The sequence below is a fragment of the Pseudomonas sp. FG1 genome, assembly GCF_034313875.1.
In the GTDB taxonomy this organism is placed as follows: Bacteria; Pseudomonadota; Gammaproteobacteria; order Pseudomonadales; family Pseudomonadaceae; genus Aquipseudomonas; species Aquipseudomonas veronii.
This window is the reverse complement of sequence record NZ_JAVIWP010000001.1, coordinates 2,275,123-2,297,956: the sequence shown is the minus strand read 5'-3', so window position 1 is coordinate 2,297,956 and position 22,834 is coordinate 2,275,123. Positions and strand designations below refer to the sequence as shown.

Annotated in this window: 21 protein-coding genes and 1 riboswitch; of the genes, 9 read left to right on the top strand and 12 right to left on the bottom strand. The window is 57.6% G+C overall.

Annotated elements, in window-relative coordinates:
• The first annotated feature begins 67 nt into the window (after positions 1 to 67).
• The 5 genes from RGV59_RS10615 to RGV59_RS10595 all read left to right on the top strand — a co-directional run bounded on the left by RGV59_RS10615 (position 68) and on the right by RGV59_RS10595 (position 5,506).
• Positions 68 to 1,048: a cyclic GMP-AMP synthase DncV-like nucleotidyltransferase gene (locus tag RGV59_RS10615; protein ID WP_126585782.1), complete on the top strand. Its 981-nt coding sequence runs from the start codon at positions 68 to 70 to the stop codon at positions 1,046 to 1,048.
• On the top strand, positions 1,045 to 2,670 hold the full coding sequence (locus RGV59_RS10610; protein ID WP_126585783.1) for a ThiF family adenylyltransferase: 1,626 nt from the start codon (positions 1,045 to 1,047) through the stop codon (positions 2,668 to 2,670). Before RGV59_RS10615 ends, RGV59_RS10610 begins: the two co-directional genes overlap by 4 nt.
• Positions 2,655 to 3,152: a Mov34/MPN/PAD-1 family protein gene (locus RGV59_RS10605; RefSeq protein ID WP_126585784.1), complete on the top strand. Its 498-nt coding sequence runs from the start codon at positions 2,655 to 2,657 to the stop codon at positions 3,150 to 3,152. The genes RGV59_RS10610 and RGV59_RS10605 overlap by 16 nt, the downstream gene beginning before the upstream one ends.
• The gene (locus RGV59_RS10600; RefSeq protein WP_126585785.1) at positions 3,149 to 4,252 is read left to right on the top strand and encodes an SAVED domain-containing protein; all 1,104 of its coding nucleotides are present in this window, start codon (positions 3,149 to 3,151) and stop codon (positions 4,250 to 4,252) included. Before RGV59_RS10605 ends, RGV59_RS10600 begins: the two co-directional genes overlap by 4 nt.
• A gap of 81 nt (positions 4,253 to 4,333) precedes the next feature.
• Entirely contained in the window at positions 4,334 to 5,506 is a 1,173-nt protein-coding gene (locus RGV59_RS10595) for a hypothetical protein (protein WP_126585786.1), read from the top strand.
• Here RGV59_RS10595 and RGV59_RS31690 read toward each other — a convergent pair.
• The gene (locus tag RGV59_RS31690; protein ID WP_416152039.1) at positions 5,483 to 5,680 is read right to left on the bottom strand and encodes a DNA-binding protein; all 198 of its coding nucleotides are present in this window, start codon (positions 5,678 to 5,680) and stop codon (positions 5,483 to 5,485) included. The genes RGV59_RS10595 and RGV59_RS31690 overlap by 24 nt on opposite strands.
• Positions 5,681 to 6,009: 329 nt before the next feature.
• On the opposite strand from RGV59_RS31690, the gene RGV59_RS10590 reads away from it, so the two are divergent.
• On the top strand, positions 6,010 to 6,681 hold the full coding sequence (locus tag RGV59_RS10590; protein ID WP_126585787.1) for a hypothetical protein: 672 nt from the start codon (positions 6,010 to 6,012) through the stop codon (positions 6,679 to 6,681).
• Between the two features lie 31 nt (positions 6,682 to 6,712).
• Here the strand turns inward: RGV59_RS10590 and RGV59_RS10585 are convergent, their stop codons facing one another.
• From RGV59_RS10585 to RGV59_RS10555, 7 genes are all read right to left on the bottom strand, one after another.
• The gene (locus RGV59_RS10585; RefSeq protein WP_322246944.1) at positions 6,713 to 7,618 is read right to left on the bottom strand and encodes a hypothetical protein; all 906 of its coding nucleotides are present in this window, start codon (positions 7,616 to 7,618) and stop codon (positions 6,713 to 6,715) included.
• A 137-nt stretch (positions 7,619 to 7,755) separates the two neighbouring features.
• Entirely contained in the window at positions 7,756 to 8,037 is a 282-nt protein-coding gene (locus RGV59_RS10580) for a DNA-binding protein (protein ID WP_126585788.1), read from the bottom strand.
• Between the two features lie 570 nt (positions 8,038 to 8,607).
• Positions 8,608 to 11,337 carry a LuxR C-terminal-related transcriptional regulator gene (locus RGV59_RS10575; protein ID WP_102617125.1) on the bottom strand — a complete coding sequence of 910 codons (2,730 nt, stop codon included), beginning with the start codon at positions 11,335 to 11,337 and terminating at the stop codon, positions 8,608 to 8,610.
• A 225-nt stretch (positions 11,338 to 11,562) separates the two neighbouring features.
• A complete protein-coding gene (locus tag RGV59_RS10570; protein WP_017845943.1) occupies positions 11,563 to 12,927 on the bottom strand; it encodes a DUF1329 domain-containing protein in 1,365 nt (454 codons plus the stop codon).
• A 29-nt stretch (positions 12,928 to 12,956) separates the two neighbouring features.
• A complete protein-coding gene (locus RGV59_RS10565; protein ID WP_017845944.1) occupies positions 12,957 to 14,828 on the bottom strand; it encodes a DUF1302 domain-containing protein in 1,872 nt (623 codons plus the stop codon).
• 331 nt (positions 14,829 to 15,159) lie between these two features.
• Entirely contained in the window at positions 15,160 to 16,842 is a 1,683-nt protein-coding gene (locus tag RGV59_RS10560) for a fatty acid--CoA ligase (protein ID WP_126585789.1), read from the bottom strand.
• 205 nt (positions 16,843 to 17,047) lie between these two features.
• The gene (locus RGV59_RS10555; protein ID WP_017845948.1) at positions 17,048 to 17,680 is read right to left on the bottom strand and encodes a LysE family translocator; all 633 of its coding nucleotides are present in this window, start codon (positions 17,678 to 17,680) and stop codon (positions 17,048 to 17,050) included.
• An 84-nt stretch (positions 17,681 to 17,764) separates the two neighbouring features.
• Between RGV59_RS10555 and RGV59_RS10550 the strand changes: the two genes are divergently transcribed.
• From RGV59_RS10550 to RGV59_RS10540, 3 genes are all read left to right on the top strand, one after another.
• On the top strand, positions 17,765 to 18,730 hold the full coding sequence (locus RGV59_RS10550) for a 2-hydroxyacid dehydrogenase (RefSeq protein WP_017845949.1): 966 nt from the start codon (positions 17,765 to 17,767) through the stop codon (positions 18,728 to 18,730).
• 30 nt (positions 18,731 to 18,760) lie between these two features.
• Entirely contained in the window at positions 18,761 to 19,759 is a 999-nt protein-coding gene (locus RGV59_RS10545; RefSeq protein ID WP_126585790.1) for a class I SAM-dependent methyltransferase, read from the top strand.
• A gap of 51 nt (positions 19,760 to 19,810) precedes the next feature.
• Positions 19,811 to 19,930: riboswitch (yybP-ykoY riboswitch) on the top strand.
• Between the two features lie 89 nt (positions 19,931 to 20,019).
• On the top strand, positions 20,020 to 20,604 hold the full coding sequence (locus tag RGV59_RS10540; protein ID WP_017845951.1) for a TMEM165/GDT1 family protein: 585 nt from the start codon (positions 20,020 to 20,022) through the stop codon (positions 20,602 to 20,604).
• Positions 20,605 to 20,692: 88 nt separating this feature from the next.
• Here the strand turns inward: RGV59_RS10540 and RGV59_RS10535 are convergent, their stop codons facing one another.
• From RGV59_RS10535 to RGV59_RS10520, 4 genes are all read right to left on the bottom strand, one after another.
• Positions 20,693 to 21,511 (bottom strand): M48 family metallopeptidase, encoded by an 819-nt coding sequence (locus RGV59_RS10535; protein WP_017845952.1) that lies wholly within the window; start codon positions 21,509 to 21,511, stop codon positions 20,693 to 20,695.
• Positions 21,512 to 21,647: 136 nt separating this feature from the next.
• Positions 21,648 to 22,268: an SOS response-associated peptidase gene (locus tag RGV59_RS10530; RefSeq protein ID WP_057004262.1), complete on the bottom strand. Its 621-nt coding sequence runs from the start codon at positions 22,266 to 22,268 to the stop codon at positions 21,648 to 21,650.
• A gap of 36 nt (positions 22,269 to 22,304) precedes the next feature.
• The gene (locus RGV59_RS10525; protein WP_017845954.1) at positions 22,305 to 22,565 is read right to left on the bottom strand and encodes a putative signal transducing protein; all 261 of its coding nucleotides are present in this window, start codon (positions 22,563 to 22,565) and stop codon (positions 22,305 to 22,307) included.
• 11 nt (positions 22,566 to 22,576) lie between these two features.
• On the bottom strand, positions 22,577 to 22,759 hold the full coding sequence (locus RGV59_RS10520) for a CPXCG motif-containing cysteine-rich protein (protein WP_017845955.1): 183 nt from the start codon (positions 22,757 to 22,759) through the stop codon (positions 22,577 to 22,579).
• Positions 22,760 to 22,834 lie beyond the last annotated feature (75 nt).

Here is a 22,834-nt window from a genome sequence, read left to right as displayed (position 1 = left end):
ATGGTGTCACCTTGAAATCATAGCGCCATACCCCCATGTGCGAGTGAACGATCTAGGAGGACAGCAAATGGCTCGCGCGCAAACCCAGTTTGAAAGCTTTCATCGGACGATTCTTTTCGGCTACGACAGCAGCCAGGACCTCCGTGATAGAAGGGATACCCTGCTTGCCGACCTGAAGAAAAACATCAGTGCGGATGCGCCTCCCTACACAACATTCACTCAGGGTAGCTATGCGCTGGACACAGGCATCCATCCGCTGGATGGCAATCCAGATATGGACATAGGCGTCCTCTTTGAATGCTCGCCTAGCGACTACCCCGATCCTCTGGTTTTGAAAAAGTACGTTCGCGAAGCATTAGTGCGGCACAACCGCACTGTTAACATTCGCCGCCCCTGTGTGACCGTCACCTATTACAGAGACGAAGCTCCCCTCCATCACATCGACCTTGCCGTTTATTGCTCGAACGCCGCCGGACAAACTCAAATCGCCTGGTGCAGAGAAAGCACTCCACTAGCTGACAGGGAGTGGAAACCGTCCGAAGCACGGGAGCTTACAGAGAAGATCACCAGCCAGTTCTCTGGTAGCGACCGCGACCAGTTCCGCCGATGTGTCCGAGCGCTCAAGCGGTGGCGAGATGAGAAAATCGGCCACAAAAACACCCCGAGCATCGGTCTGACGGTGGCGGCCTACAACTGGTTCGCACCTCGCTATGACAGCATCGATGGCAAACCCATAGACCTGATTGCACTGCGGGATCTAGTAGATGCAATGCTGGCCAGGTGGATGGGCTCGCGCCTACAGGTCCATCTTCCAGTTGCACCTTACAGCGATCTCTTCGAGCGGATGACAGACGTCCAAATGGCCGACCTCAAGAGCCGACTTGAAGAGCTGCGCGATGCCTTAAACGAAGCGGATGCACAGGCCGATACCCATGAAGCTTGCAAAATACTGAGTAAAAAATTTGGCAAAGACTTCCCTGTTCCAGAGAAGTCCGACACTACCAAGCAAACCTCCGCGGGGGTGAGCACTTCTGGTCGCTCCGCTTGACCGAGGCCCAAAAAGCTTTTATCGCCAAGGTTGAGCTAGCGCTACGAGAGCTTGGCGCAGAAATCGTTGCGTTCGATCAAAAGCTTCAAGTGCCTACGTGGGACATCACCCTTGATAGAGAGGGACAGATATGGCCCTTGCGACTAGTCACAGTCGGCTGGAACGTTGATGAACTTCCTGTCGTCTATTGGCGCAGGCCAACACCAATTTGGGGGTGGCCTCACGTCAGCTGCACAGGCGATGTATGCGTAAGTGATCGTGAGGGGTTGGAGTACGACCCAGAGGATGTGCCTGGAGTAATCGAATGGTTACTTCAAGAGGCAACCAGATTGCTCGCCCACAGCTCCGCCATGGCGGAGGCTGAGCGCCAGCTTGCCTTTGCTGATGAACTGGAAGGCTATTTGCGCAATGACGGCTCATCGTCAGCAATCCTCGACGAGAGGCTCGATACCACCAAGGCCCTTTATGCCGAAGTCGCCTTCATGAGAAGAGGCAGAAGCGGCCCCATCACGCCAAAGGTGTGCCGAGTTAATCAAGGAACAACAAAGCTATCCACCTGCCATCAAGAGCGTTTAGGACTCCTTGATGTCACCATCCATCAGGTCTATGGGCTTTTGAGTGAGTGGGGAAATGACTGGTGGGACGCATTCCTCAGCAGACTGTCACCCTCTCAGAGCGCTATTGCCATCGCGCCAAAAAATCGGGGCCTAGTTCTGCGTGTGCCTAGCAGCTTTGGGCACTCATTACTGCTGCTCTATTGGGGGCTGCGCCCAGCAAAGATGCGATCCACGTATCTCCTACAGCGGCAGGATCATGAGTATTTGATCCAACGCACAGGCGGAGAACCAGTCATGCGCCACGTCATTATTGCCGGCTGTGGCTCTATAGGGTCACGCGTGGCCGAACATCTTGCCCTAGCGGGGGTTAACAAAATCACTCTCGTGGACGATGACAAATTCAGCCCCGACAACCTGGGCAGGCATGTACTTGGTAAACAGTCGATCTCCAAGCCCAAAGTTGATGAGCTGGCAACCCTTCTGAAAGAACGGATGCCTGGTGTTCAGATCGAAGCTAGAGCGACTAGCGTTCAAACAGTGCTGGCTAAAGGAGAGCTAGCAGGAGCTGACGCTATCGTGCTTGCAACCGGTAACTCGACTCTCGAACGCTCCATCGCTCGAAGAGCATTCAGAGAGAAGTGGCCATCATTGATCGTATCTACAAGTGTTGAAGCAGCTGGCTTGGGCGGGCACGCAATCGCTATGCGCCCAGGCACTCCAGGATGCCTGGACTGCCTGTACATAGATCCGGACACGCAGCACTCCCTCCCTAGTATGCGCACCGCTCTCATGGCGCCTGACCAAAAAGTAACTCGCCAATTGACGGGCTGCGGCGCTTTCACACCCTATTCAGCACTAGACGCAACTCGGACAGCGATCTTGGCTGCCGAGCGTGTACTAACCAATGTTCCCCTCTACTCACGCTGGGCGGGGGAAGCGGCTCTCGCCAAAGAGGAAGGGATACAGCCCTCTGCTACATACGAAGCCCTGCGCACCCGACGCATCGCCTCGGACATCACGCCATCCGAATTCGCCCAGCCGAGGTGTCCATGCTGCAGCGTTTGACTAGTGGGCATGTCGTTTGGGAGGCAAAAGAAGGCGCCTGCGGATCTCTGTCGCCGGATCTGATAAGGAAGCTTTTCAGCTGGTCGCAAAAGCGCTTCTACTCGAAAGAGGCAGGCGGCTTGATTTTGGGGTTCGTCGATAGCGATACGAATGGTTTATTGGCCGAGGAGCTTACAGTCCCTGGGCCGGGAGACCAACGCTCCAGAACAAGCTTTTTCAGAAGCGAGAGGCATCAACGAGAAGCCGAACTCTGGAACACGCAAACAAATGGCAAAGGCACACAGCTAGGCCTTTGGCATACTCATCCTGAAGCTAACCCAACACCTTCCAATACCGACATCAGTGATTGTGAGCGCGTATTAAGAAATGGCAAATTTGACTGCAATGGCCTCCTTTATCTAATTGTAGGCATACAAACTATCGGCTGCTGGTATGCGCACGCAGGTCGACCACTCACTCTTCTAGGGCATTTTAAACCATGAAATCTGCTCGTTTGACGGATCGCATACTTGATCTAGCCACCTTATATTTTCGAAAGACTCCAGCAGGTCTACTTCTCAGCTCCGGAGTCACCTTGATGCTGAGCGGGCCATGGCTCGCCGCAAAATTAGTTTTCCGTAAAGAGTCCGCTGATGGCAGCTATTTCGCAGGAGAGATAAATACAACCGAAGCAGAGTGGTGGGTCAATGCCGCATGTTTAGGTGTCGGCGCACTGCTCATTGCAGTCGGCTTATACTTCGCCTGGACTACATTTCAGGAGCAGCGCAGAAAGCTAGTGATCGCCTTAGAACTGCGCGGACTGAGTCAAACCGCGGATAGTCCACTTCAAAGTGCGATCCCCTCCCTAGCTCTCGGCCGAAGAGAATCCATATTCATTGATGTACGCCAGCTAGTTCAAGGAACAACAGCACAACAGCAAGAAGCTGTAAGTGCCGTCAATCTAATCCCCATTCGTCTCAAGCAACTCAAAGATGGCAGAGACCGCGAAGATCTGAGCGTCTATGCTGGAGGGCTAGCACCTGTTCCTCTCTTGTTTCTCACAGGAAACCTACTAGCAGCAGAAAGCAAAGTTCATTGGCTTGACTGGAATAGAAAGACATCGGCGTGGGTATCACCGGATGAGGGCACCGATCTGACCGACTCTTTGCCTGTAAACTATGAGCTAGTATACCAAGACGTGGTCTTAGCTTTTTCGGTCTCATACCCCATCGATCGCCTAGAGCTCACAGCCGCCTTTCCTGGAGTTAATATTGTTGAACTCAAGATAGAAAATCCAGCTCCTGGTTTGGTGATCAGCGAGACATCTATCCAGAAGCTCATGCAAGATTTCATGAACACTGTAGCCGCCCTAAAATCCAAAGGCACAAATAGAATACATCTCATCCTAGCCGCACCAAGTATTCTCTCCATCAGACTTGGCTCATGTTATGCAGCTCGCAACATGCCTGAATTAATAGTCTACCAATATCAGCAAGCTCAAAAGGAGAACCCTTACCCCTGGGGGATTCGCATGCCAAATTCAGAAAAAAACCACGGCGAACTAGTCACTCGACAAACACCCCAAGCAATAAATCATGCATAGGGTTTTACTCTTACAAAACTCGATACAGCCCAACCCGCCTCACAACCACTTATCAATCAGCACCAGTCCAAGGAGCGTGTTTTGGCCATTTTAAATTTTCGCGAGATTGAAAGGCCAACGAAAAACCCTAAGAAGGGTTTGGAAAGCAAAGACCTGGATGCTTTTGAAAAATTCGCAGAGGAATTCTTCTGTCAAATAATGAGGGCAGAATTAATAACCAGAATGCGACGAGGCCCGGACAACCTTTTAGATCTCAAAATAAAACTTAATAACAAGATTGCACTTGTAAGCTGCAAGCACCTAGCCCACACCGACACCGCCATCTCTCCGGAAATAGAGTGCAATGCGCTTGAGGCGATCTCCGCAAACAGTTGCGACCTCTTCATTGGCTTTTACTCTACAGCACCATCTTCAGGGCTAATATCGCAATTCGAGGGGTACAAACAAAATCCAAAACTCAGCTTCGACTATGAAATATACAAAAACACCGACATAGAATCTATTCTTCTCAGCTTAGACAATGCGCTCGGCTGGGTTTTTACCGCCCGCTATTTTCCCGAAAGCTATGCCAATCTCTTCCGTAGATTTGTAGTACCGATAGAACACTACAAAATCTCCGACCTACAGAAAACAGGAAAAGATAGCTGGCAACTAACAGGGCCATTTGGCGGAATCCACGGCGGAAAAATCGATAAAAATAAAGTTATCCGCGACGCAAATGACTCCTTAACGAATGCCGCACACGCAAGTTTCTTTAATGAAGCTATACGGGAGGCTATCAATAGATTCCCAAGATACTTTTCATACGAATCAAACGCAGACACCACAGCATTAAAGCTAAAAGACATAACACCAGAATGGGATCAAGAACTGCTATACGATCGAGAAGCAGACTGCAACCTCCCCATAATAGTTTGCTCTATATGGTCGTTCTGGGACCAATCCAAAGCCGCAGACATTTACAATAATTTTCAAATTAAGCAATCTGGCGCAACCCCCTCAAACAATCATCCCTCATACATAGTTTCCGGACTCCTTACTATTGGCAGCACAGCCAAATTTTCGAACGGATATTTTCGCGAGCTATTTTCGAGGCTTGTAGCTTTTTGCCCACTTTCTCTTGACAGATATTACGGAGAAGACAAAAGAACTTTTGAGCACCCCAGAGGCGGGGCAATAGAGTGGAATTTTGAAAGATCTGAAGGTCTTGAGTTTATTTCAAGTGCCTTGCTATCTCGCAGGCATCAGCACTAATCCCCTCTTACGAGCCTTCGCCACGCTATCTAGGGCAACCCATAGCGCGCCTGGCGTTGGATCATCAAGCGCGGCCTGCAGGTAGGCTCGTATGGTCTCCTCGTCCTTAAGGTGGGTGGCAGCGTCAAACGCATGCAGCCCACCGCCAGACTGCACTTCTTCATCGTGTCCCATCATTAATTCCTGTTGAGCCGAAGGCGAATAAAGCAGATGGTGAGGTGGCCGGTAGGCCTACCTCACACATCCTGCCCTAAATCCGAATTTAACAGCCAAGCACTAGATCGTCACTGCCTGCAATAATTAGTACTTTTTTACGTCACTGCCTGCACCCATCGTGCATCTTTTCAGTCACCAGACTGCACTTATCTCGTCACTTTCATACCACTTAATTGCACCTAGGAAGCGCATGAAATATCCATAGCATCACACGGCAAAGCACTGTTGACCTATGCAATAGGCGATGCATATATTGGCCGTAAAACGACGCAAAACGGCCATCGCAGATGACAGTTTCTACAGAATATAAAGATCAACTAAAACTCCGAACAATCTCACTTATGAATATACTGAGACTTGAAGTTGGTGTTCACAACCCCCACCAATTCAGCATATGGCTTCAAGAGAGATCTACTGGCTTAAACTGGCCAGACCTTGTCGACTCCAACCGCTTATATAAATACTTCAAAGGCCAGGTCAGCAGACACCCTGCCCAGATACTTAAAATGCTTGGCAAGATATTCAGAGATGTCGAAAGAAAGTACTCAGATGGCCCTGAAGGACTATGGACTTCTCTATGGGGAAATCATATTAAACTATCTGCAAGCATCAAGAAAACATGCAACCTATCAGAGAAAGACTCTTTAGATAACGCAATTAAAAGCTTCTTTATGAGAAAACTCGTGCATGGAGCAAGCAATCTACCTGCATCAGCTTCAACATATAGATACTTATCAATTACCGACCCTTACTCTCGATTCTCAGACGGCAATGGATTTTCAATGGCCTACAGTGCATATCAGCACGCTCTTGAAGATTTAGACACAGCGGAAGTCCAAAGCACTCTTACTGAACTAGGGGTTTACGAAGGCGTCCGGCAAGAGATCATCGAGATAGAAAGGGCACGGATTACCTCTAAGCCTACCTGGGTCACTTCGCTAGAGTATGCACGCTTGTAGTCGTGACGGGATGCGATCAATACCCCCTGGATTACCTGCTTGGAGAAGAAGTTATCCACAGGCCTACCAGGTAAATATAGGGTAGAAGAAAGGTAGGGAGCATTCGACACCCCTGCAGCTCGCGCCAGCCGGGGCTTTCAACCTGAGGGGAGGAATGCAACCCCGATGCTGATGGAATGCAACCCCGATGGCTGAGCCGAGCTACAGCCGTACCCACACAGCCTGCTCCTCCCCCTCCCTTGGTGCTCATTTCGATGCGCGCCGCTGCGATGATCTCAACGCGCTCCAGCTCCTGCATGGCAGCCTTGAGTGACAGCCTGAACTTGCACATTGGGCTGCAGTACTGGAGACGCTCCTTCAGCCAGCTCAAACGGAAGCGCTGCACACGCTCATCTGATGTCGACACCAATCGCTGCAAAGCCTTGGCGATGTCCTGCCCCTTGCGAATCTGCAGCCGCTTTTCCCAATCGATCAACGCATACTCGCAATTGCCATAGAGGAGCCGCCACCTCGGATCGATGGTGATCGTGTAGCACTCACGCGCTGGGTCATATGCAAACTTGTCGATCATGTGTAGGGTCTCGGCCTTACCGATTTCAAGCTTAGGTTTACCTTGCTTGGTCGTCTCGATAACAAGCATCGCAAAGGCCAGAGCCTCCATCGCTCGATGCAACCATTGGTACTCGTAGTTTCCAGTCTTCCTGCCAATGGCTTTCAGCAGCCTGGCACGATTGACTGGTACAGGTTCGCCCAGCGGATATTTTGCGAGCTCGTGCATTACTTGCATCCAAACATCGGCCTGGGTTTCATCGAGATGCTCGCTCCAGAACGCGATTACTGCATCTTTCCGACTGACCAGCACGCTCGCCTTGTGCATCTGCTTGGGCCCACGTGCCACAGGGGCAAATAAGCTGGAGCGAGCAATATGGTTCGGCATGGCCCGGTAAATCTCGTGAAGACCAGGCAAGAACAGTTGTCGAGGAGCAGGCTTAGCCAGATCCTTAACCGACACAGATCTGCGGATACGCTCCACTCGTGCCGCAAGCGAAGCCGGAGAGACTGAAACCTCTCGGCTCATCGAACCAAGCGCCGCTGACGGCTAACCTGCTCGGCCTTGCTCGGCCGCCCGCGTCGAGTCTTTTCCTGGGGCATAGTGGAAGCAATGGCATCCACACTGACAACATGCTCTGCCAGCCACTGCTCGACATCCTCTACCCGCCACAGCAGCCTCTTGGTGCCGGGCAATCGACAAATCGGCGGAAGAGCCAGGGGATTGCGCGTAACGTCGCTACGGATGCTCGCGACTGATTTTTGCAGATAGATGGAAAGCTGATCAACGGTAAGCAGAGCTTGCATGGCCTGGCACTCGTCTCAGCCAGATCACGAATCGTGCTCATGGCTGCATTGGTTTGCGAATGCCGCCAGACTCGTGCAACACACTGCTGCACTCACGGTACGGTTTGCGAAGATTTCTTACCAATCGAGGGGCTGCTGGTGGATAAACAAGGAGTCAGGGCCTTGGGCAATCAGCAGCTAGTTCAGTGACGGGGATGCCGGCCAGCCGCATGGAAATAGCACCCAGGCTTCGGCACAAATTTGGCACACCTAGACTGCAAAAACCTGCAAAACACCGATAAACGATGCAATGCACTGCTCACAGCCAAGCTATTGATACAAAAGAAAAAAACCAGATAAACTCAGAAGAATCAGTCACTTGAAAAATCAGTGATTTGCGCAGTTGCACTGCAACGGGCCGACGGGGAAGGTTTCGCGGAAAAGGGTCGGCTTTGCGGTGTCCATGAACGGTCCTCTCGTGCAAACGGCATAGGGTTTCCGGGCGACTGCCGCCAGAATGATTGCACTATTAAACCAGACTGGAGCGGCGTCGCACCTCAACGCAGGCAAGCTCGCCAGCGGACTCCGGCTTTAACCAATCAACCGCAGCTCCTGCGCCCGCGCGACCGCCTGGGTGCGCCGCTCCACGCCGAGCTTGCTGTTGATATGGCTGGCGTGGGTCTTGACCGTGTGCAGGGAGATGAAGAGGCGGTTACTGATCTCCTGGTTCGAACAGCCCTGGGCGATCAGTTGCAGCACCGCCAGCTCGCGGGCGCTCAGGGTTTCATGGTTGGGCGCCGGCTCGCTGACAGCAACGGCCGGCAGCAGCGCCAACAGGCTCTGGTTCAATAAACCATGGGGGTCTTGGCCGAGTTGATCGCGCATCCAGTCGGGATACCCTTCAAGCAGGCGCTGGAAGGGTTGCAGCGCGCCCCCGGCCCCGGCTTCCAGGGCGCGAACCAACACCTCGCGCGCCTTGGCCTCCTGGCCGCTCTCCAGCAGCAACTGCGCCTGCTGGGTCAGCGCCATCAGGGCAATCATCTGGCGCCCGCTGCCATGAGCGTGTTGCGCCAGGTCTTCGAGGCGCTGCAAGGCTGCCGCCGGTTGATGGCGGATCGCGTCCAACGCGGCTTGCTGCAGCTCGATATGCTGCGGCAGGTGCGGGTGAAACTCCGGGGCCGCCGCCGCGTGTGCGCCGTTGTAGGTTTGCCCCAGGCGGGTCAGCCAGGCGTCGGCCAGGTCGGTACGCCCCTGGGCCAACCAGAGCTCGCATTTGATCAGGGTGATCATTGCCAGGTAGTAAATCGGCGGCACGTCCCAGATGTGCATCAGGCGTTCGGCCTCGGCCAGTTCGGCGAAGGCTTTGGCGAAGTCGCCGCGGCGCCCTTCGAAGTTGGCAATCACGCAATGCCCGATCAGCACGCTGATATCCCGGCAGGCGCGGGCTTCGGCCAGACCGGCGCGCAGGCGGACCAGGCCGGCTTCAGGCTGACAACGCGCGAGCAGCAGGTAGCCTTCGTAAAGCGCTAATCGGGCGCGCACGGCGTACAACCGTTGGGGCGAAAGGTCGTGCAAGCGTTGCAGGCCCTGACGCACTTCATCCAGCGAGCGCAGGATTTCACCCCGCGCCTGCAAGACCCGCGCGCGGTCGTAATGGGCCAGGGCCTCGAACAGGGGGTTGCCGACACGCTGCGCCAGTTCGAGGGATTCGCGGTTCAAGCCACGGGCGCGCCACAGGTCGGCATCGACGATCGCCAGGTTGGAGAGGGTCGACAGGCACATCAGGCGCTGACCATAACGGCGCTGCGGCAGGCTTTCCAAGGCTTCGCTGCAATAGCGCTGGGTCAGCTCGCGGTCGCCTCGGCCCCGGGCGATGATCCCGCTCAGCGCCAGCCATTGCGCCAGCATCGACTTCTGCGCAGTGGCCGATGGTGCCGGCAGGAAGCGACTGAGGTAGCCCGACAGTTCTTCCGCCGCATCCAACTGACAGGCCAGGCCCAAGGCCCAGCTGTACAGCACGATCAACCGGGGCGTGCTGATCAGCAGGCTGTCGGGCAAGTCCATTTTCCAGCGTAGGAGCATGCCGACGTTCTGCTCGGCCAGCAGTTGCTCCTCGGAGAGGTTCTGCACCAGGTTCGCCGCCACATCCAGATGACCGGCGCGCAACGCCTGCTCGACCGCTTCATCGATCAGCCCCTGGGCGTTGAACCAGCGACAGGCGCGCAGGTGCAGGCTGGCGGGCGGCAGCACGGCGCTGCTCGCGCGCCGGGTGCGCAGCAGGTCGGAAAACAAATGGTGATAACGGAACCAGTGCCCCTGCTCGTCCAGCGGCACCAGAAATACCTGGTGAGCCTGCAAGTAACGCAGGATTTCCGCGCTGTCGTGGGCATCGCGTATGGCGTCGCACAGTTCACTGCAAAAGCGTTCCTGCGAGGCGGTTTCATAGAGGAACGCCTGGACTTCCGCCGGCAAGCAATCAATCACTTCTTCCAGCAAATAGTCGCGTATCAAGCCTTCGCCGCCGTGCAGGCTTTGCGGCAAGGCACCTTCATTCCCCGCTTCGGAGGCCGCCAACAGCCAGAAACGCAAACCGGCGACCCAGCCTTCACTGCGGCGGATCAAGTTATCCAGCGCCTCGCCGCGCAGCGAACTGCTGTGGCGATCCAACACCGCCAGGGATTCGGCGTGGGTCAGGCGCAGGTCTTGCTCATGCAGCTCCAGCAGGTGCCGAGACAGGCGCAAGCGCGCCAGGTGCCAGTCGGGGCGCTGGCGACTGGTAACCAGCACCAGCAGGCCATCGGGCAAATGATTGAGGAAAAACTGCAGGCAGCGGTCAAGCACCGGGCCCTGGGCCAAATGGTAGTCATCCAGCACCAGCAACAAAGGCGCACGCGTGGACAACTGCAGCGCCAGCTCATCGAGCAAGCCATCGAGCCATTCTTCGAAGGCAAACGGTTGATGACGCTGACGCATTTTCAGCAGGCCCAGGGATTGCGCCCCCAGTTGCGGGAAGTATTGCTGCAAGCCGTCAAGCAGGCGCTCGAGGAAACGCCCGGGGTCGTTATCCCGTGGGCTCAGGCCCAGCCAAAGGCTTTGCCAATGGGCGGGCAGACTCTGGCAGAACTCAACCGCCAGCGAACTCTTGCCGAACCCCGCCGGCGCGCAGACCAGCAGCAATCGCCCTTCCAGGCCAGCGCTCAGCCGTTCGCACAGGCGCGGTCGCAGCACGTAGCCGTCAGGCAGCGGAGGTCTGTAGAAGCGACCTTCCAGGGACGGAATCACCGCGCTGGCAGGCCCCTGGATTCGGGACAGATCAGTCATCGCCGGGCTCTTGTAGAAGGCTGTTGTCGGCATTGCAGATGTCCGCAGACTAGCGGTAAAAGCGGCGGTTTTGTAGATCTTTGCAACATTTGCCTGAAAAAGAACTGCGACAAGAAATGTGAGAGGGGGCTTGCTCCCGATTGCGCTGGGGCAGCCAATAGAATTCTTGGCTGTCAGACCGCTATCGGGGGCAAGCCCCCTCCCACATTTGGCTACGCGTGCAGCTTAGCGAACACCGTCCTGGCGCAGGGCCGCCGGGGTGAAGTCGCTGGTGGTGGCGGTGAAGCCAAAGTCATACGCCTGTTTCTCTTCGTTCTTCATGCCCAGGGCCAGGTAGCGGCCGGACTGCAGGTCGTAGAGGGTTTCCAGGGCGTACCACGGCACTTGTTTGTCGTAGTAGTTCTCGGCATGGGCTTCGGCGACGCGCCACAGTTGGCCGCGACCGTCGTAGTGGTCGATCACGGCCGCTTGCCAGGTGTCTTCGTCGATGAAGAAGTCACGCTTGGCGTAGATGTGGCGCTGACCTTCCTTCAGGGTCGCGACCACATGCCACACGCGGCGCAGCTCGTAGCGTGCGAGGTCCTGGTTGATGTGGCCGGCCTTGATGATGTCGACATACTTGAGTTTCGGATCGTCGATCTTGTAGCTGTTGGAGGCGATGTAGATTTCTTTCTTGCCTTCCAGTTTCCAGTCGTAGCGGTCCGGCGCACCGTTGTACATGTCGAGGTTGTCGGAGGTACGCAGGCCGTCGGCGGCGGTACCCGGCCCGTCATAAGACACTTGCGGCGCCCGACGTACACGGCGCTGGCCGGCGTTGTAGACCCACGCCGAGCGCGGTTCCTTCACCTGGTCGAGGGTTTCGTGGACCAGCAGCACACCACCGGCCAGACGTGCCGGCGCGGTCACTTGCTGCTTGAAGTAGAACAGCACGTTGCCGGGGTTTTTCGGGTCGAAGTCCTTCATTTTGTCGCGGAACACGAACTGGTCTTTGAAATACACCAGGCTGAACGAACCGTTGGTCTGCGGCGTGGCCTGGGTCACCAGGCGGGTCACGCTGCCGCCGCGATAGCGGGTGATGTGGTTCCAGATGACTTCAACGCCACTTTTCGGAATCGGGAACGGCACGGCGGTTTCGAAGTTTTCCAGGCCGTTGCCGCCGGACACCAGGTTGGTGGTGGTGGCGTTCTTCTTGATCGAGGCGAACACCTCGGCCGGTACGGTGGCGCCGCGATGGGTCGGGTAGACCGGCATCTTGAAGGTGTCCGGGTAGCGCTTGAACATCGCGTACTGCCCCGGCGCCAGCTTGTCTTTGTATTGCTCGACGTTTTGCGCGGTGATGGTGAATTGCGGTTGTTCGCTGGCATAAGGGTTGGCCAGGAAACCACGGGCGTCGACGGCGCCGGCATTCGTCGGCAACGGCGACCATTTGGGAATGGTGCCTGCGGCGTTACCGGCCATTTCGGCGCCCATCGGGGTCAGGGTCGTGCCCAGCTTGGCGGCCTCATCCGCCGACACCGCCGCCATGACGTTACTCGCCAGGATCGACAGCCCAAGCACACCGACGTGCAACAGACTTTTAGTTATTTTCATGTTCTGGTTCTTCCTGAAATGCAGTGTGCTTAGAAGTTGGCGCCGACGCTGAGGGCGATGAAATCACGGTCGTCCACAGTGGAATACTTACCGCCGAAGAAGTTGGTGTAGGCCAAGCTCGCGGTGTAGGTATTCTGGTATTCAGCATCCAGGCCGAGACTGACAGCCTTGCGACCTTCTTCGAAGTTGCCGCCAGGGCCTGGCGAATAGCCGCTGACGTCATGGGACCAGGCCACGTTGGGCTTGAGGTTCACACCCGCGAACACATCCGGGTATTCCCAGATTGCCCGGCCGCGATAGCCCCAGGAGTTGGCGGTGGTAAAGCCGTCATTGTTGCAGTTGGCCGTCAGGTTACTGCGGTCTGTACCTGCGCCCGCACCGGCAATGGTTCCCGCGTTGAGCGTCGCGCACAGTGGGCCTTCCCCAGGACCAAATACCGGATCACGCCCGTAGCGCGCTTTCGAGCTGCTTTCCAGGCCGCCGACGTGGGTCAGCCCCACTTCGCCCACCAGTGTCAGCCGGCTGGCGCCCATGACCTGATCAAAGAAGTGCGTAAAGGTGGTCTGGAGCTGGGTGATTTCCTTGCGGCGGTAGCCATTCAGATCCTGACCGGCGGCGCCCTTGAGCGGGGAAGCACCGTTCAAGCCTATCAACGGCGTAACGCCCGCGTACAAGATGTCGGTGGTGTTGAGCTGAACCGGCGCGTTCGGCCGGTAGCTGATCTCGCCGCTCCACGCTGTGCCGGTAGGCAAGGTTGTCGAGAAGCTCAAACCGTACAAGCGAATGTCTTCTGGATATTCGACGAAGTAGCTGGAGTTACCGGCCACGATGAGTGGACGCAGACTACTGGCTGGCGTGAACGTCAATGCGTTAGCCGCGGCGTAAGTCGCAGCCGATGCGCCCTTGGCGCTGAAAATCGGCGCACGGCTGTGGTAGTTCATGAAATAAGCGCCGAACTCCGTGTCCAGCGGCTCGAAGTTGTAGTGCATGGCTACACCGAACTGCCCGCCATCACGCGCGTCGCGATCAGAGCCGCGCTTGACCAGTACACCTTCTTCGTTGATGTTGACGCCAAACTGATTCATCAGCGGCAAACCACCGCCTGCGGTTATCACAGAGCGCTTGCTGAGCAACCGCAGGTTGTCATTGCAGCCGCCTGTAATGACGTCCGCCTGGGAGAAAAATGTCCCGCAGTTATCGGTGACGGTCTTCTCCCAATCCAACTGATAGAAGCCTTCCGCCGACAGGTTTTCGGTCAGTGTCTGCGACACATAGAACATGTTGACCGGAATCAGGCCTTCCTTGATCTCGGCACCCGGGCGACGGAACGCCGCTACGTCAATCGGGTTGATGGAGTTGATGCCGCCGCCGATGAAGGTACTTTCGCCCCAACTTACAACCTGCTTACCGAAACGCGCGGAACCGGGCTCATCGGCAATCGAGTAGTTGTGATAAATGAAGGCGTCGAGAATTTCCCCGCCGGAAGACCGGGCGCCCATAGGACGGCCTTTGTCACTGATGTCCTTGAACTCACGATTTTCGTCCTTGAGTTCAAAGTCATACCAATATTTGCCGCGTACAAACACACCGGTGTCGCCGTATTTCAGTTCCAGGTCATGGATGCCCTTGAAGATTTTCGAGAACGTCTCACCGCGCTTGAAGTTCAAATGGCCGTCATCGGAGGTCTGGGACAAGCCCTTGCCGCCATTGTTGACGCCGATCAGATCGCGGTTGGCCTTGGCTGTCGACCAACTGGCCCCCACGGAAAGAGAGGAGTCAAAATTCCCTTCGATTTCACCGATATTGAAACTGACGCCGAATGCCGGCCCGGCGAGCGTAGAAGCGAGACTGACGGCCAGGGGCAATCTTGCCCGGCGCCAGAACTGATTTACTGAGGTCATCGACGCTACTCCATGTGCATTATTGTTATGGCAGTGAGTTCTTTCGGTGATGCATGTAACGGCCGGAATACAACGATTCCAATGCCGCCCGGCAACCGAGCCCCCATGGCTCGAAGCGCAACATCCTTGAAAAACTCTGAGAGGGACTATAGCCAGCAGGGGGTACCGCTTGATCCCTCTAAAGTGTGATTTGCATCACCGACCCGTCTGCCACAGCCCTTTTGCCACGTCGACGAAGGCCGACGCGGCAAGGATGGCTGAAAATCGGCAAATCACAAGTGAAGCCGCGAGATAGAGCATTGCCGTGCCCGAACGGGCACGGCAAAAGGTATCAAAGGGTAGAGAGGAACGTACTGTTGTTGGCCTGCCACTCAATGATGTCGACGCGGATACGTTTTTTGTCGAGCTTGCCGACACTGGTCTTGGGAATTTCAGTAACAATGGCGATCTGGTTTGGAATCGCCCACTTGCTCAAGTGGCCCAACTCCACGAACGGCTTGAGGTGCTCCTTGAGTTCACGGGCGCCTATCACATGGCCATCACGCACCACCAGCAACGCAAACGGGCGCTCGCCCCACTGCGGATCGGCGATGCCCACCACCGCTACTTCGCGTACCGCCGGGTGGCGGCTGACCAGGTCTTCCAGAGCCAGGGACGAGATCCACTCGCCGCCGGTCTTGATCACGTCCTTGATGCGGTCGCGGATATCGATCACCCCAAACGCATCAAGGGTCGCCACGTCGCCGGTGTGCATCCAGCCGCCTTCCCACAGCTCGGCGCCCTTTTGCGGCTCGTTGTAGTAACCCTCGGTCAGCCACGGCGCACGTAGCACCAGTTCGCCCTGGGACTCGCCATCGGCGGGCAGGAAATGCCCGTCGCTGTCGATGATTGCCGCTTCCACCAACGGCCCGGGCACTCCGGCCTTGATGCGGTAAGTGGTGCGCTCGTCCTCGGTGCCGGCCATCAGCTCATCGTTGAGATGGGCGCAGGACACCAGCGGCCCGGTCTCGGACATGCCATACGCGGCGGTCAGTTGAATCCCACGGGCCTTGGCCGCTTCATACAGCGTGCGATTGAGGGCGCTGCCGCCGATGACGATTTTCCAGCCGCCAAAGTCCACGTCCTGGGCGGCCTTGGCGTTGAGCACCATTTGCAGGATGGTCGGCACACAGTGGGAAAAGGTGACCTTCTCCTTGCGCCACAGCTCCACTAGGTATTCCGGATCGTAACGCCCGGGGTAGACCTGTTTCAGGCCCAGCATGGTGGCCACATACGGCAGGCCCCAGGCATGCACGTGGAACATCGGCGTGATCGGCATGTACACGTCGTTGGTGCCCAGCAAGCGCACGCTGTCGACGCTGCCCATGATGGTCGCCACACCGATGGTGTGCAGCACCAATTGGCGATGGGTGAAGTACACACCCTTGGGGTTGCCGGTGGTGCCGGTGGTATAGAAGGTGGTGGCGACGGAATTTTCGTCGAAATCCTCGAAATCGTATTTCGGGCTGGCGGCGGCCAGCAGGGTTTCGTACTCCCCCACCAGGTTCGGCAGCTCAGCGGTTTTCTCGGCCGCATCGGTCAGCAACAAGGTTTTGTCGACGGTGGTGAGCTGCCCGGCAATCGCCTGGTAAAGCCCCACGAACTCGCTGTTGACCAGCACAAAGCGGTCCTCGGCGTGGTTCATGGTGTAGAGAATCTGTTCCGGCGACAGGCGCACGTTGATGGTATGAATCACCGCGCCGATCATCGGGATGGCGAACATGCATTCCAGGTAACGGTGGCTGTCCCAGTCCATCACGGCAACGGTGTCACCGGCCTTGACCCCGGCGTCGGTGAGCACATTGGCCAGGCGCGCGACCCGCTCGATCAGGGTCGGATAGGTGTAGCGCAGCTTGTCGCGGTAGATGATTTCCCGGGTCTTCTCATAACGGGCCCCGGACATGAGCAGGCGTTTGATCAACAGCGGATATTGGTACGCACCTTCGGCGGGCGGGATAACACGGGTCTGCAACATACGAATCCCTTTTTATGACTGCACGGTCTCGGCTTGAAGACCTGCACTGTAGAGACGTTAGGTGCCGACCAAATCAGCCAAAGGAATGATTTGTAGGGACTGCTGGATGCTAGCTTTGCGCCACCACTCAAAGCCGATAGCGATCAAATGTGGAAGGGTCTTGCACCCTCCCACATTTGGACTGTCCTCAATGAGAGAACATCATTTATTTCATACTGGTGAACGCCAGTTTTACACCGATGGCAATCAACACCGCCCCCATCGTCCGATCGAACCAATGCCCCATCCGCGCAAACCCTGCACGCACCCGCTGCTGGCTGAACAACATCGCCACCAGGCAGAACCACGCCGCCGTCGCTACCGCCAGGTACACGCCATAACCCGCCTGCACCGCCAGCGGTGTGTGCGGGTTGATCACCACGGTAAACAGCGACAGGAAGAACAACGTGGCCTTGGGGTTCAAACCGTTAGTCACAAAGCCTGCGGTAAACGCCCCGCGTGGGGTGCGTTCGCCGACTTCGCGGTGCAGCTCGCCCTCGGCGGCTGGCTTGGCCGGCTGCGCGCGCAGGGCCTTGAAGCCGATGTACAGCAGGTAGGCCGCCGCCGCCCATTTCAGCGCGTTGAACAGCACGATGGACTGGGACACGATCAAACCGATGCCGAGTAACGAGTACCCCACGTGCAGGAAAATCGCCGAGCCCACGCCCAATGCGGTCCAGGTCCCGGCGCGGCGGCCGTGGGTGACACTTTCGCGCACCACCACCGCGAAATCCGGACCGGGGCTGGCCACTGCCAGCAGGTGAATCAAGGCCACGGTCAAAAACTCGGCGACGTACATACTCACTCCATTAAGTAACGGATTATTTCATCTGATAGGCTCGGCAGATTACGCCTTCGAACCCTGTCACAAAAGGTACAGTTGATGACGAACAATCGCCGCGCCGTCTTCCTCGATCACCCATCCCTCGACCTGGGGGATCTCGATCTCAGTGAGCTGCACAACTGTTTCAGCGAGCTGCAGCTGTTTGAGCAGACCACCCCGCAGAATGTGGTCGAACGCCTGCAAGGCGCCCAGGTCGCTATCAGCAACAAGATTGCGCTCAACAGCGAAACCCTGGCCGCCTGCCCCGAACTCAAACTGATCCTGGTGTCGGCCACCGGCACCAATAACGTCGACCTTGAAGCCGCCCGTGCCCATGGCGTCACCGTCAGTAACTGCCAGGGCTACGGCACGCCGTCGGTGGCACAGCATACGATCATGCTGCTGCTCAACCTGGCGACGCGGCTGAAGGACTATCAACGGGATGTCAGCGCGGGCAAATGGCAAGCCGCCAAGCAGTTCTGCCTGCTGGACCACCCGATCGTCGAGCTGGAGGGCAAAACCCTCGGTTTGCTCGGGCATGGCGAACTGGGCAGCGCCGTCGCACGGCTGGCCGAGGCCTTCGGTATGCGCGTCATACTCGGCGCCATTCCCGGGCGCCCTGCCCGCGCCGACCGCATGCCGCTGGATGAATTGCTGGCGCAGGTCGACGCGCTGACGCTGCACTGCCCGCTCAACGAACACACCCGCGACTTGATCGGCGCTCGCGAGCTGGCGTTGCTCAAGCCCGGCGCGTTTATCGTCAACACCGCGCGCGGTGGCCTGATCAACGAACAGGCCCTGGCCGACGCCTTGCGCAATGGCCACCTGGGCGGCGCGGCGACCGATGTGCTGAGCGTCGAACCCCCGGTGCATGGCAACCCGCTGCTGGCCGATGATATCCCGCGCTTGATCGTCACGCCCCACAACGCCTGGGGCAGTCGCGAAGCGCGGCAGCGGATTGTCGGCCAACTGGCGGAAAACGCCCGCGGCTTTTTCAGCGGCGCCCCGCTGCGCGTCGTCAGTTGATAAACTGCGCCCCTTTTCAAGGAGCAGACCATGGATCCGCGCAGTGAAGTACTGCTTCGTCAGGCCGAACTTTTTCAAGGCAACCTGCTGCTGGTGGGGTTGCCTGCCGACGATTTGCTCGGCCGCCTGCCCAACGCCCACGGCTGGTGCTGGCATGCCGGCGACCAGGCTGCGCTCGACGCACGTTTCCCCGAGCGCAGCCAGTTCGGCGTGAATGTGCCGCAGCGCACGTTTGATGCAGCAGTGATCTTCCTGCCCAAGTCCAAGGACCTCACCGACTATCTGCTCAACGCCGTGGCCGCACGCCTGCCCGGTGCCGAGCTGTTTCTGGTGGGGGAGAAAAAAGGCGGGATCGAAAGCGCCGCCAAACAGATGATACCCTTCGGCAAGCCGCGCAAACTCGATAATGCACGGCACTGCCAGTTGTGGCAGGTCACCGTGGCCAACGCGCCGCAAGCGGTGGAGCTGGAGAGCCTGGCGCAGGTTTTCGAAGTGCCGCTGGCCGAAGGTCCGCTGAAAGTGGTGAGCCTGCCGGGCGTGTTCAGCCATGGTCGCCTGGATCGTGGCACCGAGTTGTTGCTGGAGCATTTGGACAAACTGCCCAGCGGCCACCTGCTGGACTTCGGTTGCGGCGCCGGTGTGTTGGGCGCGGCGGTCAAACGTCGCTACCCGCACAATACGGTGACGATGCTGGATGTGGACGCCTTCGCCACCGCCAGCAGCCGCCTGACCCTGGCGGCCAACGGTCTGGAAGCCGACGTGCTGACCGCAGACGGCATCGATGCCGCGCCGATGGGCTTGAACGCGATCCTGAGCAACCCGCCGTTCCATGTCGGGGTACACACCGATTACTTCGCCACGGAGAACTTGCTGCGAAAAGCCGCGAAACACCTGGCAAAAGGCGGCGAACTCCGACTGGTTGCCAACAGCTTCCTGAAGTACCAGCCGCTGATCGAAGAGCACTTGGGCGTGTGTGCGATCAAGGCCGAAGGCAATGGTTTTCGCATCTATCGCGCCAAGCGCAGCTGATCGGCGTTTGCAAAAGAACACTTGCCGAATGGATTTTGCCTAGGCAGAATCCGCTCCGTCCTAGGGGAGTAGTCTCCCACGAGCGCCACGCTCGTCCGGCATACGTCAACATACTTGGTCAGCAGACCATGGCGTATGCGACCCAGGTGTCCGCTCAGACGGACCGGGGTTTGACAAGACCTATGACACGCACACCTTACCCGGGGCGGGAAGGCTGTACGTGTCATAGCCGTGTCGACCCGCCCCTGGAAACCTACCTGATGCTGGATTCACTGCTCGTCCCTACCGCAATCGTTGCCTTGGCCGAAATCGGCGACAAGACCCAACTGCTCGCGCTCATCCTTGCCGCACGCTTTCGCAAACCCTGGCCGATCATCGCCGGCATCATCGCCGCGACCCTGGCGAACCATGCCGCTGCGGGTGCCGTAGGTGCCTGGTTCGGCAGTTTCTTCTCGGATGCGGTGCTGCACTGGATTCTCGCCGCGAGTTTCTGCGCCACGGCGCTGTGGACCCTGGTGCCGGACAAACTCGACGATGACGAAGCCAGCACCACGCGCAAGTTCGGGCCGTTCCTGACCACCCTGATTGCGTTCTTCCTCGCCGAAATCGGCGACAAGACGCAGATCGCCACGGTAATGCTGGCGGCGCAATACCCTGAGCTGTGGTTGGTGGTTATCGGCACCACCCTGGGCATGTTGATTGCCAACGTACCGGTGGTTCTGGCGGGGAATTTTGCCGCGGAAAAATTGCCGTTGACCTTGATTCGTCGACTGGCAGCTACGGCGTTTTTCGTCCTGGCGATCGTGGCGGTGTACAAGGCCATGCAAAGCAGTGGTTGGATCTAAGGATCTAAGGATCCAAGCCTGCAAACCCAATCCAATGTGGGAGGGGCTTGCCCCCTTCCACATTGGGATCTTCATGAGGCTTGGATTATCAGGACTTCTTGGCCTGCTGATACAACGGCATCACCTTCGGAATCGCCGCCTGCAACGAGGCGATCCGACTGTCGGAGGCCGGGTGAGTGCTCATGAACTCCGGAGGCGCGCCTTCCGAAGCCTTGGCCATCTTGTTCCACAACGTGATGGCCGCGTTCGGGTTGTAACCGGCGCGGGCCGCCAGCTCCAGGCCGATCAGGTCCGCTTCGTTTTCATTGCTGCGGCTGTTGGGCAAGGTCATGCCGTAGTTGGCGACGGTATCGGCCAGCGCCATGCTGTCCTGGCCGAGACCAAGCAACGCGCCGGCGCCCTGCTTGGCCATCTCGATGCCGTAGGCCTTGGACATGGCTTCACGGCCATGTTCGCGCAAGGCGTGGGCGATTTCATGGCCCATCACCGCCGCCAGTTCGTCATCGCTGAGCTTGAGGTTATCGATCAGCCCGCTGTACACGAAGATCTTGCCGCCCGGCCCGCAGTTGGCGTTCATCTCATCGCTCTTGATCAGGTTCACTTCCCACTTCCACTGCGCCGCATCCGGACGGAAGGTCGGCGCCTGGGCGATCAGGCGGTTGGCGATGGCCTGCACGCGCTTGGCGTTGGCGCTGGTCTTGTCCACCAGGCCTTTGCCGCTGGCTTCACCCAGGGTCTGCTGGTAGGACTGCGCATACATCTGGTCGACTTCCTGGCTCGACAGCATGCTGAACATGTACTGCTTGCGCTCCACCCCAACGGCACCGCCGCTGGTGGTGTTGACGGACTGACACCCGGCCAGCAGCACTGCTGCCGCCAATACACTTACGGCCAATGATTTCTTCATCAACACACTCTCCCTGAAAAGACGCCCTGAAAACATGGCGCGTATCCTAGGCGGTGATTTGTATCGACGCCAGATACATCAGACGTGCAGACGCTAAATTTCGGATACATCCCACAACGGTGGCGGATTTTCTGGCTCAAGCCGGAGTCAGGCACTCCGGCCCATTCAGCTTGGGATCGTTGACCATGTTGGCCAGCACCCGTTCACGCAAGGCGACCGGCTCGCTGGCCAACAGCCCCTGCAACACCGGCAGCGGCGTCTCGGGGTTCAGCCAGGCTTCCTGCCCCGCCGCATCCAGAATCAACGGCCGCCGCTGACTCTGCGCCGCCTGGGTCACCACCGCAGTGCTCAGCCACACTTGCTCCTGCACCGGATACGCTTCCCAGATGGCCGCAAAAAACAGCGTCGAACCTTCCCCTGGCGTCAACCAGTACGGCCGCTTGCGCTGGGTGCCGCGCCATTCGTAGAACCCGTTGGCCGGCAACAGGCAGCGACGCTGGCGAAACGCTTCGCGGAACATCGGTTGCTCAGCCAGGGTTTCGGCGCGGGCATGCGCCGGAGTACGGGAAAGGTCCGTCAGCCACGGCGGTGTCAGGCCCCAGCGGGCGCGGGCCAGGGTGCGCTGGCCGTCGGTGGCGCGCTGGATCAGCACCGAATCATTGGGAGAAATATTCCACTGGGCCTGCTGATCCGCCGGAAAGCCCGGCAAGGCAGCAAACGTGGGGTTCCAGCGAAACAGGGCATAACGTCCACACATGGGGCAACACGACTCTTGGGTAAACCGACCGACAGCCTAACAGACCAACACGTCAGGGAAGCTGTCGGGTTCATCGCCGGGCAACGGTTGCGCACCGTTATACGCGGTGATCAGCTCGCGCGCGCAGGCTGCCTGGTCGTTGTCCACCTCTAGCCCCAGCAGCCCGAAAATCGGCAACTCGCCGCTACCGCCGAGCAAGTGGCGCCCCACCAAATGCGCCTCGATCCCTTCGCTGGCGAGCATCTGCTGCAGCAGCTCGCCTTCCATCAGGTTTTCCGGTTCGTAGATTCGCTGCATGGGCGTACCTGTTATTCGTTTTCGCTGCGAGTTTCGAGCATCCACTCTTCACCATGGACCTGCAGGTTGAAAATGATCGGTCGGCAACATACCTGACAGTCTTCTATATAGGTCTGGTCGCCGCCGGATAAATCCACGGTTGTCTCCACCACTTCACCACAATAAGGACAATCGTACAGCGCAGTTTCCAGCATCGCAGTCTCCCAAGTGACTTGTGCGTATAATCGCCGGTCTATTTACAGGGTTATATTTCGGCCGAGCCCATTACT